This window comes from Paenibacillus sp. FSL R7-0312 (assembly GCF_038004445.1).
In the GTDB taxonomy this organism is placed as follows: domain Bacteria; phylum Bacillota; class Bacilli; order Paenibacillales; family Paenibacillaceae; genus Paenibacillus_AQ.
Genome location: NZ_JBBORE010000001.1, coordinates 5,274,000 through 5,290,704 on the forward strand (window position 1 = coordinate 5,274,000; position 16,705 = coordinate 5,290,704).

Sequence of the window (16,705 nt, forward strand, 5' to 3'; positions counted from 1 at the left end):
TTAACGAGACATAACGCCTCTTAACGAGACATAACGCCTCTTAACGCCTCTTAACGCTTCTTAAGGTCCCTTAACGATGCAAACTAATTATAGTTAATAGCTTAACTATATTTAAGTAGAGAATAACTCAACCAGCTCTTATTGTCAAAATGTTGCATCAGTGCCCCCCGGTAGATGTGGGTTTAAACTAAAAGCCATTTTAATGACACATAGTTTGGGTTTTGATCATACGATTTCAGTACTCGGTTGGTTTAGGCATTCGGTTGGGTATTCATTCGGATCTTGCGCAGGATTACTGGTGATTTAACCGGACTAAGCCCGGATTGTTGTATTAAATGTAGGCGTGTTGATTTCCCAAAAAAAGGGACGAAAAAGGCCGCCATTTCGGGTAATGGTAAGTACGACCAAACCAAACCGAAATGAGGCGACCTCATGAATAAATATACCCCATTTTTAGCCGTTTTCAAACAAGTGTTAACACCGGAAGAAGTCCAAATGGTGACCGGACAAACCGAGGACTACGTGGATAGAGGAACCAAAATGACCGTCGGGTTGCTGCTCGATTACTTTGTCCAAGCCTGCTACCACAAATGGGACGGATTCCGGCAGAGTGCCCGCTTAGGCCCAAGCTTTGACTTGCCAGAAATTCATTACTCCACCCTTTCCGGCAAGGCCGGTGAAGTCCCTTACGAAATCTTCAAACGTATCTTTCAACTGCTCGTCACGAAATGTAACCGCCAAACCCGGCGGCATTTGAATCTTCCTAAAGATCTTTTGCTGATTGACTCGACTACGGTCACGGCAGCGAACTCTCGAATGCCTTGGGCCTCGTACAAAAAATTCAGAGGGGGTATTAAGCTGCATGTTGCTCTTTCGCATGGCCAGCGTTCACCCCTGAACGTGAAGGAATCGATCGCGAAGCGCAATGACGCTCCGTTTGGAGAAGTCTTGGCAGATACGGACTACATTTTGGTACAGGATCGGGCGTATGGAAAAATCAGCAGATTGGATCAATATGTGCTCCAGGGCCAGTCGTTTGTGATTCGGCTCAAAGACAATCTCCATTTGGTGAAGCCAAGAGAACTCCAGCGACCCGCAGAGGGAGAAACGAAAATTGTTCGTGATATTACTTGTTATATCGGTCAAGGGAAGTGCCAATCTGCTCAGCGCCACCGGGTCGTAGAATTTGAAAATGACCGGGGTGAAGTCGTACGGGTCGTGACCGATTTGAGAAAAGAGTCCGCTCATGTGATCGCTGAAATCTACAAGGCACGCTGGGAAATTGAAGTCTTTTTCCGCTGGATTAAACAGCATCTGAACGTGCCATGTCTATTTGGAACCACCGAAAATGCGGTATACAGCCAATTGTTTGTGGCCCTTGCTGTCTATGTGCTTCTGAAACGCGTTTATGATGAAATCCACCCCAACGTGCCTGCCTTTGCTCAACTGACCCTTTGGGAATTTATGCAGCATTGGCGTATATTTAGTCTTCCGCTGGAGTGGCAGGTTCAACTTAGTCTGCTCAGGAACAAAGGGGTTTTGGGAATTATATCCATCCCATAATATGGGGAATCAACAGGCCTGTATTAAATGCAAGATTTTTTCTTAATTCACTTGTAAAAATGGTTATTCTTGTACTTTTCACAACGATTCTTACGATTCAGCCGGTTATCGGACTGAATTCTCCACAGCCCCCTAAAGAAGTTGGAGTCCTCCCCCACAAAAATGTAGACTAGATACAGGAGGAGGATGAACGGAATGGGACACTTAACAGGAACAAGAGAGAAGGCAGCGCAAGAGGTGTTGTCTGGCATTAAGGCGGCGGTGGTTGCCCGAAAGTATGGGGTGACTCCATCAACGGTGAATCAGTGGGTGAGGGATTACCGGGAAGCCCATGGGGAGCAAGATCATCCGTATCCCCAGGACCAGGTGGAGGAACGGAAGCGCCTGCTGGACGTCGAGCAGAAATATGAGAAGGCCGTCAAGATGCTCGGTGAAAAGGAGTTAGAGATTGAGATTCTGCGTGAACTGCTAAAAAAGCCAACCCCTGCTTATCCGAAAAAATCGAGGTAGCCGATATGTTCATTAAGCAGGGGAATACCGCAGCCTTGGTGCTCCGTCTCGTGGGGCTAGCAGAGTCTACGTACTACGACCGTAAGAAACGCAAGAAGCAGGAGGCACAGGCCGTCCCCCAGGGGCGTGGAAGACCCCTACCCGGCTACTCCCTGACCGAGTCGGGAGAGAAGATTAGCGACGAGCAGATCCAGGAAATGCTCCTGGAACTGGTCGCTGGAGAAGAGCACGTGTACGGGTACAAACTGCTGGCCAAGTGCTTGTGGAACCAGCACGGGCTGAGGCTCAACCACAAGAAAAGCTACCGGCTGTGTCAGGCGCTGGAGATCCTGCAGCCCCAGCGTCAGAAGCGCTTTAAGCATCCCCGGAAGCTGCCGGAGAACCGAGTCATTACCGGAGCGGGCCAGCTCTGGCAGATGGACATTAAATACGGGTATGTGGCGGGCCGGGACCGGCATTTCTTCGTCCTGAGCATTATCGATGTGTTTACCCGGGTTATCGTCGGGTATCACCGAGGATCGTCGTGTGAGGCCAAGCACGCCTGCCAGACGCTGGGACGCGCCATGGAGCAACACTGCGCCCCTGGCAGCGCGCGCCCGGTGATCCGCACCGACAACGGCCCCCAGTTCATCAGCCATCTGTTTGGCGACATGTGTGAAAGCTGGGAGATGACCCATGAACGCATTCCGCCTCGAACGCCGGATTTAAATGCTTTTATTGAATCGTTCCACAGCAATATCGATCGGGATTTGTTCCGCAAAGAGGCCTTCGACACGTTCGAAGAGGCCTATGAAGCCGTGGACCGGTACATGGACTTTTACAATAACCGCAGAATGCATACGAGTCTTCGCAACATGCCGCCAGCTACCTTTGCGGAGTGGGTGCTGACCCTAGAAGACCAGTCCTGCTTCTTCTGGCCGAGAGAAAAAGCGAAATAAAGAGCAAGGCTACGACAAGTACCGATTTTATACGGAGGACTCCGGGATAAGGGGGTCGCACCGAATTGTTGTAGTTTGTGCAAGATTCCCGGTAAATTAGCGAGATCGAATTCGAATTGTTGTACTTTCTGCATGATTTCTCCCTCGTTTGATCGGATCAGGCCTGCTATGTTCCACTTTTCGCATAAATAAAACCCCCTATCCTTCAGTCGAAGGTAGGGGGCAAGGCGGAAGGCACACGAAGGACGTCAAAAGGTACAAGTTACGGTAGATGGTACACTTCCGATAGATGGTACAGTTACCGTAGATGGGTCAGTTCCAGTAGATGGTTCAAATCCGACAGATGGGTCAGTTCCAGTAGATGGTACAGTCACGGTGGATGGTACAGAACACAGTAGCTGGCTCACGTACAATTATGTCGCCTCCACTAGAGGATCTTTTAGATCAATACCGCCTTAGCCGTTGAAGTTACTGGTTCATCGTTGTAGCTCATACTACCCTCCAGAACAACCTCCAGCTTGATCAGCTCAGAGCGGCTGGCCAGACGGATCGGCGGTCCCCAGGTTCCGTAACCGGAGGAGACAATGACATGCAGCTTGTCTTTGAGCAGATAACCCCAGTCCAGCTCGAACAGGCGTCTCGTAATCCAGTGATTCGGAGCAATCTGCCCGCGGTGGGTATGTCCCGACAGCAGTACATCCACGCCAGCCCGCGCAGCAAGCTCGAAGCCGGTCGGCTGATGATCCATCATAATAATCGGCTTCGTGCGGTCAAGTCCGTCCAGCAGAGCGTCTACACTGAGCCGTCCACCCGCTTCCATCGCCTCCGCCGTCTTGTCTTTGCGGCCCACAACGTATACTCCCGAGGTTTCCACAACCTCATCCTGCAGAACTTTAATGCCTATGTTCTTCATCACTTCGGTGTACTGCGCAATCGAACCGCCATAATACTCATGATTCCCCAGCACAGCATAGACCCCGTAACGTGCCTTAAGCTGCTTCAACTGCTGGTCCATTCCATTGCGGATAAAAGGTTCGATGCTGTCATCCAGCACATCTCCGGCCAGAAGCACGATATCGGGATTCATCGCATTAATCTCCGAGACCATCCGGCGTAAATGCCGGTTCCCGACAATGTTGCCCAAATGCAGGTCAGAGGCTACAGCTACCGTCAGCGGAACGCTGGTTCCGATAGACTTATCGACTTTCAGTCTGTGGCTCCGCACCACTGTACTCCAGGCATTACGTGAACCCCATAGCAGGAATACGGCAAGCAGTGCCAGCACGGTAGCTCCAGCTTCGGTCACAAACGCCGAGAGGCCCACACCAGTGAGCGCCAGCACTCCATATACCAGATCGGTCAACGGCAGCAGAAGCACGGCAAACTCCATACAGGCCAAATAATAGGAGCCGACCACCTTGAACAACCGGCCAACCGGCTTAAGCGCCTTCGGCAACGGAACTCTGCCAATAATATAAGAGAAGGCAATCACAAGAAAGACAGGCCAGTACGCAGCAGCATGAATACCCGGCAGCCATTCCTGGAGCAGAACCCACAGATGCCATCCAATGTAGAAATTAACAAGTCCAAGCACAAGAAGCATGATAATTCCCGAAGCCAGCATGCGCATGTTTTTCACCCTATCCACTCCCTTAAGGTAAGTTTCTATAATATCTACTTCAGATCATATCACAAAGTATTCGAGAGGTATAAATTGTGCTCTGCCACTATGAAAAATCTTAGACACATCAGGAACTTTGCAGAATAAAAACGAATCCGTTCTATGTAACAGTTGAGCAACTATTTACGTTAAGCGGGAGAAAGGTGAGGATTTCCTTGGATCATACTTTTATGAAAAACATTGATCCTTACTTCATGAGGTTTGATTACTCTGATACACAAAAGGTGGCAACTAGTGAACATAAGCTAGACGATGATGGACTTGGATTGTTGATTGATTCAATCGAGCATACCAAACAAGATCCATCAGCATTTGCTGCAAACTTCTGCCTGAAGATAAAAAATTACTGCTGGAAGATTATTAAGCTGTGTATGCACAGTAAAAAAGAGCCCAGCAGGCTCCATTTATACTTCACTTAATGCTTTCAGAATTTTCCCTTTAGTCTCGTTTAACCGTGTCTCTGCACCATCCGGGTGCAAGGGCTCACTCCAGGCCATCCCATCACCCTCGTACCTTGGAACAACATGCATATGGTAATGGGTCAGATCGGTGAACTACACACCACCTAAGAGGTGGGTGCTTCTTGGTCAATAGAGCTACTGCTCCAAGTTTACCCAAGCTTATAGGCTAGTTCCTAACCCGCTAATGGCCATTTACATGGCTAGTTGTAGAAGATTCAGTGCCGCATTCCGGTCTCTGTCATGCTCTGTATGACAGGCAGGACAGGACCACTCCCGTACGGCTAGGTTCTTGACTTCTGCATTTTTGTAGCCACAGCAGGAACACAATTGACTGCTTGCAAAGTGTTTGGGGGCAATGATTAATTCTCTGCCGTACCATTTCGCTTTGTAGGTCAGCATGTCTCTGAACAGGCTCCAAGACACTTCGGATATGGCTTTGGCTAACTTATGATTCTGCATCATGTTCTTTACACGCAAGTCCTCCATCACGATCACTTGGTTTTCGTTTATCATTTGGGTGGACGTTTTGTGCAAAAAGTCTTTCCGTTGATTCGCTATTTTTTCATGCAGTCTGGCGACCTTCAGCCTTGCTTTATACCGGTTACGGCTCCCTTTCTTCTTTCGTGACAAGTCCTTTTGCAGCTTGGCTAATCGTTGTTCAGACTTCCGCAAGTACTTCGGATTCGGTATGATTTCGCCATGTGAAGGAATCGCAAAGTCTTTCAACCCCAGATCCACACCGATCTTCGTCTCGAGTGGGGGCAATGGGATGATATCCGTTTCCACCAATACGGAAGCGTAATATTTTCCCGTGGGTGTTTTGGAAATGGTGCATGATTTAATACGTCCCTCGAATGGACGGTGCAGCTTGATTTTGATTTTCGTTTTTAGTTTAGGAATTTTGATCCTTCCATCTGTAATGGAAATGGTTCCCTTCTGGTTATTGGTTGTGAAGCTATGGCTATTCCTCTTCTTGCTCTTGAATTTTGGAAATCCCACGTTCGGTTCACGGAAGAAATTCTGATATGCCTTGTCCAAGTGAAGCTGGGCATTGGCTAAGGCTAGACTATCCACTTCTTTCAGCCAGGCAAAATCCTTTTTGTAGGGCGCAGGTGTCGTTTTGAGCATCGTTTCCGTTTGCTTGTAATGTTCAATCTTATCTGCAAGCATTCGATTGTAGATGAAGCGAACTGCGCCGAATACTTTAGTGAAGTACTGCTCTTGCTTATAGGTGGGATGGATTCGATACTTATAAGCCTTTAACACCTGTCCACCTCATTTCTGACCTTGAGATTCGATGTACTTCCGGATGACTTCAATCGGCGCACCGCCAGTCGTCAGTAGACAATAACTTCTGGACCAGAAATATTCCTTCCACAGCTGTTGACGAATTACAGGAAATTCTTTCTTAATTAGACGGGAGGATGCACTCTTATAAGCGTTCAGAAATTTAGAAATATCGCTATTGGGGTGAGCTTTCATTAGAATGTGAACATGATCCTTGTCATGCTTCCATTCCTGCAGGGTGATATTGTAATTAGGCTGAATAGACTCAAATATCTCTTGTAACCGATTCGAAATGTCATCGTCTATTACTTTTCTGCGGTACTTCACGACTAGAACAAGATGATAATGAAGAGAGAATACTGAATGATTATTTGTGTCTAATTCCACGGATATCACAACCTATTTCATAATACTACTGAATACTTTTATTGTAATATTTTAGGTTGTATTTGTCTATGAGAAAGACCGCTGACATTCATCCCGCCACTTAGAGAAGTGGGGGAATTCTGACAGCTAACTGTTAAATTTACCGCCGTCAGCACAAATTCTAATCCCATCCGGTTTGTACAAGCTTTTGAGCAGCGCAGTAACCTTCTGCGAAGCATCCATAACCGCATGCGCGGTTTCCGGGTCCAGCTCGTCAGTATCCAGGTAATGCTTTTTAGGAAGAATCAGGGTATGCCCTTCATTGAACGGAGCGATATCAAGGACACAAGTGATAAGTTCATTTTCCAGTATAATATTCAGGTCTGGTTCAATACCCTTAGCGATTCTGCATCCCAGGCAATCCATATTGCGCCTCTCTCCCCTCTAAAAAAAGAAAATGCCCTGCGGCATCTTCGTGTTCCGGATTATGTAGTTAAACGGCTTTGTTACCTTTTGCAGCGATACAGTCCCCGATCAGCTTGTCACATTTGTGAATATGATTAATCAGCCAGTCAGTCAAAGTTCGGTTAAGCTTGATTGTTGACAATACGGATACCCCTTTGGTCTTAATGCTCTCTTCCAGATCCAGAACGGTCTGTACGAATTCAGCATGCGTCTTCTGGTGTTCTGTCAGTTCAGGGAAGTCGATGTCCTTCATCAATTGCTCTTCACTGCCGAAATGCTCCACGGTGTAGTCCTTGAGGAATTTCAGTGTTTCTTCGATCTTCTCTTTGCCCTGCTGATTGGTACATGCTTCAAAAAAGTCATTCAGCTTCACAAGCAGCTGTCTGTGCTGGCAGTCAATCTTCTCTACTCCGATGTCATATGAATCCTTCCAGGTAATCAATGACTCACCTACCCTTTACAATAAATTACATAATGAAAAGCATAATTTATTGTCCACTTTTCCGCATAAAACCTCTATAAACAACATCACACGTCATGCTAATTGTCGAATAAGGTGGACTGAGCCACGATAATCCGTAAGGTCTCTGGAGTCGGCTGGATGTTAATTCCGCTGAGTCTGTAACATAGGTTGTACTGGTCTTCTAGCAGGCTGTTAACCTATATTTCGCATCCTCAAGTTAGATTCCACTCTAGATTGTATCTGTACAGCTTCGATGGGCGGTGTCCGGCATCGCGGGTACTCTCATCCGTCTCAATCACCCGCTCAGCAATCTTGCGGCGGAATGCGGCGGCGAGCAGCTCTTTGCCAAGGATGATTTCATACACACGCTGAAGCTCGGACAAGGTGAACAGCGGCGGCATCAGATTGAATACAATATCGGTATACTCAGCTTTGCCGCGCAAGCGTTCGATTGCAGCCTGCACCATCATTAGATGGTCAAAAGAAAACCCCGAGCTCCGGACAATCTCACGGTCCATATGGCGGACATGCCCCCGGATGGTTTCGGTAAGCCTGACCACACCACTGAGCTTCGCCTGTTCATTCTGCAGAATAATCTCCACAAATGTCTCCAGCCGGATGCCCTGCTCCAGCTCCTCGCGGCGTGTCTCCAGGATATTATAAGAAACCTCAAACCAGGCTGCTGCGGCCGCATCATCCCCTGCCTGTACAGTCAACGCTTTGCGGTCCACGAGTGCCATGTAAGAACAACTGATCACCCGCATACGCGGATCACGCTGAACATCGCCCCAGGTATATAACTGTTCCATATAAATATTATCAATATTAGTCTCACTGTACAGCTCCCGGCGGGCTGCCTCCTCTACGCTTTCGTGGATCCCCACGAATCCTCCAGGCAACGCCCATTGTCCCAGAAAAGGATGTTCACCGCGCTGTATCAGCAGAAGCTGCAGTGATTTCTCGGCCAGCTTGCGGTAATTATCCTGCTGCTCCTCCATTACAGTGAAGATCAGCATATCCACAGCAACAGACGGACGTTCATAGTTCCCGGCGTCATAAGTCTTCAGGAACTGCTCTTCGGTTAGACCGTTGTGATCAGTGACGGGTTGGTTAGGCATGGGTGCACTCCTTTTTCTCATAATTATACCTCTTGTTAATAACATAGTGTTATTATATATCGCTTCCTGGAATGCATGCCAAGCACAAGTATAGCTGGAAAAATGACAAAATTCCGTTATAGTATCCTTTTATTACTTCAAAAAATGGTAATACCTCTATTCTGATTTGGCATCCCGCATATCGCCCATAAGACCTTTGAAGAAAAATTGAATAAAGCGTTCTTCGGAAATAACAGGATGATCGGAAGGTCCAGTCTCTTGGAACTGAATCATCGCTTTCTGGTACATATTGAAATAAAAGAATAGTTCGTCTTCCTTCAAATCCTCTGCCACATACTGCTCTTCCTTCCCACGCTGAACGAGCTTCAGCAGAATTGGAACGAACTTCATCGCCAGAAACCGATCCACTCTCCCATGCATCGCAAGACTATCAGCAGATTGATTCATGCAGTCATGAATGACCTTGACGTATTTCATTTCCTCCGTCATTACCGTATACATGAGCTTTGGATAAGACATATGGCCTTCTATTAACTGCTCATATCTCTTCAATTGTTCCTCCATCATTTCACTGATAGCTTCAAATAACAGATCGTCCTTGCTCCCGAAATAATTGTAGATGGATACTTGAGATACTTTTGCATCCTTGGATATTTCTTTAATCGTTGCTGCTCGAAAGCTGTTATGGTTAAGCTTCTCTCTTGTTATGGCTAATATAAGCCGTTTCTTCTCTTGCGTTCGTCTCTCAAATCCGTTCAACTGTGATCCCTCCTCACTACCCAACAATAGTTTTTAACGATCGCGATGTCAAATTTCAAAACTATATAGCCAATTGATTAAAGTTGAGCTAAAATAAGTTTTATAATATTGTCTTTTTAAATTTCAAAACTAGGGGCGCACCATGAAATCTCTTTATCAAAACGCGCAAAACGCAGGCTATTGGTATCCTCGTCTTACCTTATTTGCGCTAGAGACGATTCTCTTGGTAATTTCCAGCTGGATGCTTTTTTTGGATGGTACTGAGGTATTAAATACTGTATTCCATTGGAATTTAACACATGGTAATGCAGGACGGAATTTGCTTCTATTCATCCTTATTTTAATCGTTTTCGTTCGGATGAAATTCACGATGTTTTATCTTCTAAGAAGAGCTATGCCATGGCAGGAGGCGTTCAGTGTTCCAGCGGCTTTTTCGTTGTACTATATCGTTATTCCTCTTCTCAGCTTAACCCGCAACAAACCTTTGAATGGATGGGACATTGTATTTGCCGTCATTTTTGTCACCGGTTCAATCTTTAATTCGCATTCCGAATGGCTTCGTCATTTATGGAAACAAAAACCAGAGCATAAAGGAAAACTGTATACAGGCGGCTACTTCCGCTATTCCGTCCATATTAACTATTTCGGAGATGTATTGTGGGTGCTTGCGATGGCGCTCACCGCATGGAACGCATGGGCGCTGCTCGTACCACTATGGTTGGTCTGTTTCTTCGCATTCTACAACATCCCGATGCTCGATAAGTACCTTGCCGAGAAGTATGACAATGATTTCGAACATTACCGTAAAAAAACAAAAACATTTATTTCTTTTATCTTTTAACTGAGCGTTTTGCATCATTCGTTTTCCAGAAAAAAATAAGGATAGCATATATGCTATCCGTTTGTCTGCCAATGGTTCGAAGCAACTATATATGAATCACAAGGGTTCAATATGGACAAGCACCGTAGCTACTTGATGGCGGTCTTTCAACTGGTCCTCAATCTCTTCCGTAATATCATGGCTCTGCACCACATTCAGTCTGGAATCCACAAGTACCGTAGTATCCACTAGTACATTGTTTCCGTGAATGCGGGCTTTGATATCCTTAATTAACTCTACGCCTTCAATCTCCGATACCGTCTGCTTCATTAACTCCAGCTCACTTGCATCGAATCCGTCTGTCAGGTCATGAGTGGCTTTGCGGAAGATATCCCAAGCGGTTTTGCAGATCAGCAGACCGACAATGGTAGCAGTAAGCGGATCAAGCCACGGAATGCCGAACTGTGAGCCGATAATACCAATGAAGGCACCCACGCTTACGAGCGCATCCGAACGGTTATCCTGGGCAACGGCATGCATCGCATTGCTGTTCAATTTACGGGCAAGCTTGATGTTATACCTAAACACAGCGATCATAATCACAGCACAGGCAGCTGCCGTCCACGCGGCAATTAGATCAGGGGTTTCCAGCGAAGGCTGAATAAACTTGTTGACACCCTGATACAGCACTTGAAAGCCTACAGCAATCATAATGAAGGAGGCGATCAGTGCAGCAACTGTCTCTGCTCTGAAATGACCATAGCTGTGATTGGAATCCGGGGGTCTGCGGGAAATCTTCAGGCCTGTCAAAATGGCTATGGAAGCAATAATATCGGTGCTGTTATTCAGTCCGTCGGCAAGTAGTGCCTGCGAGCCTGAAACGGAGCCGATAAACAATTTGACGGCAGATAGCAAGATGTAGGCTAGTAGACTGAGCCAAGCCCCTTTTTCACTTTGTTTAATATCGCTGTAATTATCCAAGAAAAAGGACCTCCAAATATTAGTATTGTTCCATACTACACGCTGACTGGCGGGTGGGTCTAGAGAAACAGTGTTGCCGGACTGCGCAAGAGTTAACCCCGCCAAATAGAGTTGCGGATCCGGAAGTATGTTGCCTTGCGCAACATTGTTTGCCCCGGTTCAACATGGAGCACGAATCCCTGTCGCAGAACCCTGTAACTTTTCATTGCAAACATCGTCTAACTAATAAGAAGCCGTCACGGCAGCCGCATTAAAAAGCGGATCCCCTCCTTATATAGGAGGTATCCGCTGTAAAAGCAAACGAAAGGGACAAGTCCGGAATTATTTTATTCCGCCGGAGGTGTAAAGGAACGGGCGGCGAACTCGGCATCCAGCATATAGAAAGCATTACTGTCCGTTTCAATCCGTTTGAGCTTGGCGATAATATTGCTGAAGAGCGCTTCTTCTTCCACCTGCTCGTCAATGAACCATTTGAGGAAATAGATTGTAGCATGCTCGCGTTCATCCAGGGCCAAATCAGCCAGATGATAGAATTTCTTCGTATTCTGCTGCTCATGGGCGAAGGCATGCTCGAACGCATCCAGCATAGATGAATATTCATTGTTCGGCTCCGGCAGGGCGGCAAGGGTGGCACGATAGTCACGGTCGTTGAGGAATTTGTAGATTTTCATCGCATGGAACCGCTCTTCTTCAGCCTGCACCAGGAAAAAGTTGGCGAATCCATCCAGACTTTCACCGGAACAATACGCGGCCATCGCCAGGTATACATGAGCGGAGTAGAACTCGAAATTCATCTGTTCATTTAGCGTGTTCATTAATTGTTCTTTCATTGACAGGTCACCTCATCCTTCTCATTTGTGTACACAGTAAGCAGTTCTTATGTAAAATCTACTTCATCTTAACATTCCTACCCGCCAATCAGCAACCGAAAGGACGAATTCCAACAATGAAATGGTTCAGCCCACGCCAATATAAATCGTCCCTGCATCAGCGCCCTCTCTTCCTAGTGACAACCGTTGTTTGTCTTCTGCTGGCAAGTGGTTGTGGAGGAAACGGAAGCTCTGCACAGGCAGGAACGGGTCCTTCCCGGGCACCGGCATCAGCTTCTCCCTCTGCTTCGGTAACTACACCGGCAGCAGCAGCAGAAACACCTGCAGCCAGTGTCCAGCCCTCCGCTACTTCTGCTTCGGCAGCAAACAGTACAGACATTAGTGACGTTATCTCCCGGAAGCTAGCCGGAATGACTCTGGAGGACAAGATCGGGCAGATGCTGCTGGTCGGAATCGATGGAACTGCGGCAGAGTCAGCGGCACAGAAGATGATTGCCGAAGACAAGGTTGGCGGAATCATCCTCTATTCCGATAATATCAGCAGCCTGAAGCAATTGGTCAGTCTGACCAATGCCTTGAAGAAAAGCAATAACGGCAACCCTGCCCCGCTGTTCATGAGTGTGGACCAGGAAGGCGGCAAGGTGAGCAGGCTTCCTGCTGAATACGCAGTGTTCCCTTCAAATGCAGCGGTAGGAAAAGGGAATACTGCCACCGATGCCGGAACAATGGGCGAACTTCTCGCCCGGGCCGTGAAGTCCTCCGGCTTCAACATGGATTTCGCACCTGTCCTTGATATTAACAGCAATCCGGATAACCCGGTTATTGGTGACCGGTCCTTCGGCAGCACTGCAGATCTGGTAGTCCGACTCGGCATCGCCGAAATGAAGGGCTTGGAGTCTGAAGGGATTGTGCCTGTAGTGAAGCATTATCCCGGCCATGGGGATACTTCCGTGGATTCCCATCTGGAGCTGCCGGTAATTAACAAAACCGAGGCGCAGCTCGCCAAGCTGGAATGGCTACCTTTCCAGGCGGCTATTAAGGAGAAGGCAGATGCAGTTATGGTAGCCCATATCCTGTATCCGAAGCTGGACCCTGAGAAACCCGCTTCCCTGTCCAAAGTAATCATCGGCGAGCAGCTGCGCGGAGAGATGGGCTTCAAGGGAGTTGTCATTACCGATGATCTTACGATGGGCGCTATCGTCAAGAACTACAGCCTCGCTGCGGCTGCAGTCGATACTGTACGGGCCGGCAGCGATATTCTGCTGGTCGCCCACGAGTACAAGAATGAGCAGGCGGTGCGTGCCGCTCTGCTTAGCAGCGTGAAGGACGGTACGATCACAGAATCACGGATTGATGAAAGTGTCTACCGCATTCTTGCACTGAAAGCCAAATATGAGCTGACCGATCAGGCGGTCCCCGTCCCGGATCTTACCGGGCTGAACAACGGGATCAAAGCTTGGCGTAAGCCATTTCTTCAGAACAAGTAGTTAACAAGCGGAATCGGTACCACTCTCAACAATTTATACGCTCTGGGGAAGTGAAGCTTACTCCTTATGCAGTAGCGAGAGGTGTGAACCAGCAGAGTTGGAAAAAAGGCACTTAATTCTGCCGAAACCATGCGCTTCAGGGAGGCAGTTGGAAAAAGTACAATTAATCCACTGAGCCCCAAGGATTTTAGCAGAATTCGGTCTGATTAAGTGTTGTTTATCCAACTGTTTCCAGGAATTGTGCCCGTGACATCAAATTAGATGTACTAATTCCACTTAGATCATCCGCCGCGCTCCGCCTGTAATTTGTATTTATAAATAGCCCCAAACCCGGCAATCAACCCGGTTGGGGCTATTCATTGTTGCTATACTACTGCAGAACCACGGTGTCTCCTGCCTTCAGTCCTGACAGCACTTCCGTTTTGTCTGTTGTTTCCATTCCGACCTTAATCTCTTTCCGTTCATACTGCCCGTTCCCTTTGTCCAGCATCACAAAGGCTAATTCACCTTCACGGATAACAGCGATATTGGATACAACCACTGCTTTCTCTTTGCGCGAGGTTTCGATGTCTCCGCTCAGGCTGAGTCCGCCGATCAAATGCTCGTCCGGCTGGAGGGAGATGACGACTTCAAATTGCGGAATTTGTCCGGCTGTGTTCTGGCCTGTGGTGGTGGTGGCAAATTTGGCTACTTCTGTTACCTCACCGTTCAGGATCAGGTCCTTCATCGCGGTCATCTTCACCTTAACCTTCATGCCTTTTTTGATGCGGAAGATATCCTGCTCTCCGACCTGGGCAATGAACTCCACCTTCTTCATGTCCACAATCTTGCCGATGTATTGATTGTCGGTTACCGTCTGCGGCCGTTCAGTGCTGCTGTCAAACAGGAAGATGCCGTTCTCCGGTGCATGATACACGGCAGTGCCCAGCTTCGCCTTCTTCTCCGAAAGCTCCTTGGCTTGAATCTCGGCAGTCACCTGATTCAGCTCGTCGTTCAGACGCGCCGTTTCCTGGGCGGCCAATGCTTTCAGCCGTTCCGCTTCCGTACCGGCCGGAACCGCAGTATCGTCCTCCTGCTGGCTGACAAAAGCGTTCAGTTCTCCCTCCAGCTTCGCCTTGCGGTTGGCAGCCTCTGCTGTAGCAATCTCGTTGCGTAGCGTAGTCTGATCCAGGGTGAAGAGCACATCGCCCTTCTTCACCTGCGCCCCATTCTCAACCTTCCAAGCCGTAACCTTGGAGGCAAAAGGTGCGTATACCAGCGTCTCCTGCTGGTATTGCGATCTGCCCTTGATCTGTATCGAGCTGGTTAGCGTTTCCTCTGTTACCGGGAAGCTGATCACCTGCATCGTTTCCGGCGGGAGCTCGGCAGTCTCCTCGCCCTTGAAGAATTTGGTATACCCCAGATAACCTGCGGTACTGATGATACCTAAGATTATGATCCACTTCAGGCTCTTCTTTAGAGTCCTCTTCATCATTTCGGCTTCCTTTCTAGCTTAGGGTTAGTCTCGTTTAATGGCAGTTAATGCATCGGTTCTGGAGGCGCTGATCGCCGGATAAATCCCCGACAATACGCCGGTCATAATGGCAAAGGACATCCCGATCGGCAAATTCATCGGCGGGATGAAGAAATTCATTCCATCGCCTGCCGAACCGACCAGCTTATTCAGCCCCATGACAATTAAGTAAGAGAACAAGACACCCAGCATTCCGCCCAGCAGTCCCAGAAGCGCAGCTTCTGTAATGAACATATTGCGGATCTGCCCCATGTTCGCTCCCAGCACCTTCATGATTCCAATCTGCCGGCGGCGCTGATGAGTCGACATGGTCATAGCCACAATGATGGAGATCGAAGCGATCACCAGGATAAACACCCCGATTCCGAGTGCAGCCATCTTAATCATGTCGAATTGTTCTTTCAGCATCTCCTGCTGGAATAGATTGTCTTGAGCGTTCAGTGTCAGCTTCTGAATCATCTGCTCCACCGACTTGATGTTCGCCACATCGTCCACTTTGACCGTAAGCGAGTTATACGTCCCCTCCGGTGGAAGAGTGAGCACACTGGTGGTGGAATTATCGAAGGTCAGCTCCTTGGAGAGCTGCAAGGCCGTTTCGGGCGACATGTACATAATCTTATCATACGATGCCCGCAGGTCATCCATTCCCTTGGGAGTTGCCAGAATTCCGTCTACCTGAAGGGGCGAGCTAAGCTTGATAACCGGTGTTGTAGAGCTGTAATCCTGAGCCTGAATCTGGATCTGCTTCCGATACATTTCGGTGGGCACAGTGGCTAATTTGTCATATTGCTGGTACAGGTCCTGATTGAACGGGTCCGCATTCATCTGGTCAAACAGCTTCTGACGGGTCTCCAGGTCAATCAAACCAAGAGTGGCCCCGTAACTCAGCACAATCGACCCTACTTGACCACCGGCTCCCCCTTGCTTGAACTTGTGATCATAGGCCGTCAACATCTTCAAATCGGCAATGATGATACGGACATCGGCGATTTTGTTATCCACGGTCACCATCTGCAAGTATCCGGCTTCCTGGAACGGCGAAGCGGCCTTTACATGATTCAGCCCCTGGATGATCTTCAGCTTCTGGTCGGTCAGCTTACCGGGGTCGAGGTTCTCATTCACTTCTCCAGAACCGCCGCCTCCGCTGCCGCCCTTGCCGTTTGATGGAATCCCACCGCCCGGCGAGACCATGATTTCATCCATTTTGAAATTCTGGTTCACCTGTTCAGTCACATAGACCTGAGCAGATTGGCCCACACTCAAGGCCACGATAATAGCTGCGCAGCCGATGGAAATCCCGGTCATACAGAGACCTGTGACCACCTTGCGCCGTTTGACCTGTTCCCAGGCCATCCGTGAAATATCTCTGATCTTCACGGCTCCCCTCCCTCTGCAGGCTTAGCTTCCACAGCGGTCTGGTGTTCAGGTTCTTCAGCGGTCTGATGTTCATCCGCTGCTGCTGT

At 48.2% G+C, this 16,705-nt stretch carries 18 protein-coding genes; 6 read left to right on the top strand and 12 right to left on the bottom strand.

Features of this window, described 5'->3' with window-relative positions:
- The first annotated feature begins 432 nt into the window (after positions 1-432).
- The 3 genes from MKX70_RS22945 to MKX70_RS22955 all read left to right on the top strand — a co-directional run bounded on the left by MKX70_RS22945 (position 433) and on the right by MKX70_RS22955 (position 3,011).
- Positions 433-1,563, top strand: a complete 1,131-nt coding sequence (locus MKX70_RS22945) for an IS4 family transposase (protein WP_340782749.1) — start codon at positions 433-435, stop codon at positions 1,561-1,563.
- A gap of 195 nt (positions 1,564-1,758) precedes the next feature.
- A complete protein-coding gene (locus MKX70_RS22950) occupies positions 1,759-2,073 on the top strand; it encodes a helix-turn-helix domain-containing protein (RefSeq protein WP_052415919.1) in 315 nt (104 codons plus the stop codon).
- A gap of 5 nt (positions 2,074-2,078) precedes the next feature.
- On the top strand, positions 2,079-3,011 hold the full coding sequence (locus MKX70_RS22955; protein WP_081956614.1) for an IS3 family transposase: 933 nt from the start codon (positions 2,079-2,081) through the stop codon (positions 3,009-3,011).
- A gap of 439 nt (positions 3,012-3,450) precedes the next feature.
- Here the strand turns inward: MKX70_RS22955 and MKX70_RS22960 are convergent, their stop codons facing one another.
- Entirely contained in the window at positions 3,451-4,641 is a 1,191-nt protein-coding gene (locus tag MKX70_RS22960) for a metallophosphoesterase (protein WP_340790204.1), read from the bottom strand.
- A 206-nt stretch (positions 4,642-4,847) separates the two neighbouring features.
- On the opposite strand from MKX70_RS22960, the gene MKX70_RS22965 reads away from it, so the two are divergent.
- Positions 4,848-5,111, top strand: coding sequence for a hypothetical protein (locus MKX70_RS22965; protein ID WP_340786465.1), 264 nt, complete (start codon positions 4,848-4,850; stop codon positions 5,109-5,111).
- A gap of 234 nt (positions 5,112-5,345) precedes the next feature.
- On the opposite strand, the gene tnpB is transcribed toward MKX70_RS22965, so the two are convergent.
- From tnpB to MKX70_RS22995, 6 genes are all read right to left on the bottom strand, one after another.
- Positions 5,346-6,419, bottom strand: coding sequence for an IS200/IS605 family element RNA-guided endonuclease TnpB (tnpB, locus tag MKX70_RS22970; RefSeq protein WP_340786466.1), 1,074 nt, complete (start codon positions 6,417-6,419; stop codon positions 5,346-5,348).
- Between the two features lie 9 nt (positions 6,420-6,428).
- The gene (gene tnpA / locus MKX70_RS22975; RefSeq protein WP_156123092.1) at positions 6,429-6,827 is read right to left on the bottom strand and encodes an IS200/IS605 family transposase; all 399 of its coding nucleotides are present in this window, start codon (positions 6,825-6,827) and stop codon (positions 6,429-6,431) included.
- 126 nt (positions 6,828-6,953) lie between these two features.
- Complete coding sequence (locus tag MKX70_RS22980) at positions 6,954-7,232, bottom strand: HIT family protein (protein ID WP_081956522.1); 279 nt, start codon at positions 7,230-7,232, stop codon at positions 6,954-6,956.
- Between the two features lie 67 nt (positions 7,233-7,299).
- Positions 7,300-7,713 (bottom strand): bacteriohemerythrin, encoded by a 414-nt coding sequence (locus tag MKX70_RS22985; protein ID WP_081956521.1) that lies wholly within the window; start codon positions 7,711-7,713, stop codon positions 7,300-7,302.
- Between the two features lie 233 nt (positions 7,714-7,946).
- Complete coding sequence (locus MKX70_RS22990; protein ID WP_340786477.1) at positions 7,947-8,852, bottom strand: NUDIX hydrolase; 906 nt, start codon at positions 8,850-8,852, stop codon at positions 7,947-7,949.
- 156 nt (positions 8,853-9,008) lie between these two features.
- The gene (locus MKX70_RS22995) at positions 9,009-9,611 is read right to left on the bottom strand and encodes a TetR/AcrR family transcriptional regulator (protein WP_340840818.1); all 603 of its coding nucleotides are present in this window, start codon (positions 9,609-9,611) and stop codon (positions 9,009-9,011) included.
- Positions 9,612-9,753: 142 nt separating this feature from the next.
- On the opposite strand from MKX70_RS22995, the gene MKX70_RS23000 reads away from it, so the two are divergent.
- Complete coding sequence (locus MKX70_RS23000) at positions 9,754-10,452, top strand: DUF1295 domain-containing protein (RefSeq protein ID WP_340840819.1); 699 nt, start codon at positions 9,754-9,756, stop codon at positions 10,450-10,452.
- A 96-nt stretch (positions 10,453-10,548) separates the two neighbouring features.
- Here the strand turns inward: MKX70_RS23000 and MKX70_RS23005 are convergent, their stop codons facing one another.
- The 3 genes from MKX70_RS23005 to MKX70_RS23015 form a co-directional block, all read right to left on the bottom strand.
- Entirely contained in the window at positions 10,549-11,412 is an 864-nt protein-coding gene (locus MKX70_RS23005; RefSeq protein ID WP_039292727.1) for a cation diffusion facilitator family transporter, read from the bottom strand.
- Positions 11,413-11,738: 326 nt separating this feature from the next.
- Entirely contained in the window at positions 11,739-12,242 is a 504-nt protein-coding gene (locus tag MKX70_RS23010; RefSeq protein WP_039292730.1) for a ferritin, read from the bottom strand.
- 157 nt (positions 12,243-12,399) lie between these two features.
- On the bottom strand, positions 12,400-12,621 hold the full coding sequence (locus tag MKX70_RS23015) for a hypothetical protein (protein ID WP_340840820.1): 222 nt from the start codon (positions 12,619-12,621) through the stop codon (positions 12,400-12,402).
- A 31-nt stretch (positions 12,622-12,652) separates the two neighbouring features.
- Between MKX70_RS23015 and nagZ the strand changes: the two genes are divergently transcribed.
- The gene (gene nagZ, locus MKX70_RS23020) at positions 12,653-13,729 is read left to right on the top strand and encodes a beta-N-acetylhexosaminidase (protein WP_340840821.1); all 1,077 of its coding nucleotides are present in this window, start codon (positions 12,653-12,655) and stop codon (positions 13,727-13,729) included.
- A 370-nt stretch (positions 13,730-14,099) separates the two neighbouring features.
- Here the strand turns inward: nagZ and MKX70_RS23025 are convergent, their stop codons facing one another.
- Positions 14,100-15,203, bottom strand: a complete 1,104-nt coding sequence (locus tag MKX70_RS23025; protein WP_340840822.1) for an efflux RND transporter periplasmic adaptor subunit — start codon at positions 15,201-15,203, stop codon at positions 14,100-14,102.
- 24 nt (positions 15,204-15,227) lie between these two features.
- The gene (locus MKX70_RS23030; protein ID WP_340840823.1) at positions 15,228-16,619 is read right to left on the bottom strand and encodes an ABC transporter permease; all 1,392 of its coding nucleotides are present in this window, start codon (positions 16,617-16,619) and stop codon (positions 15,228-15,230) included.
- Between the last annotated feature and the right edge of the window lie 86 nt (positions 16,620-16,705).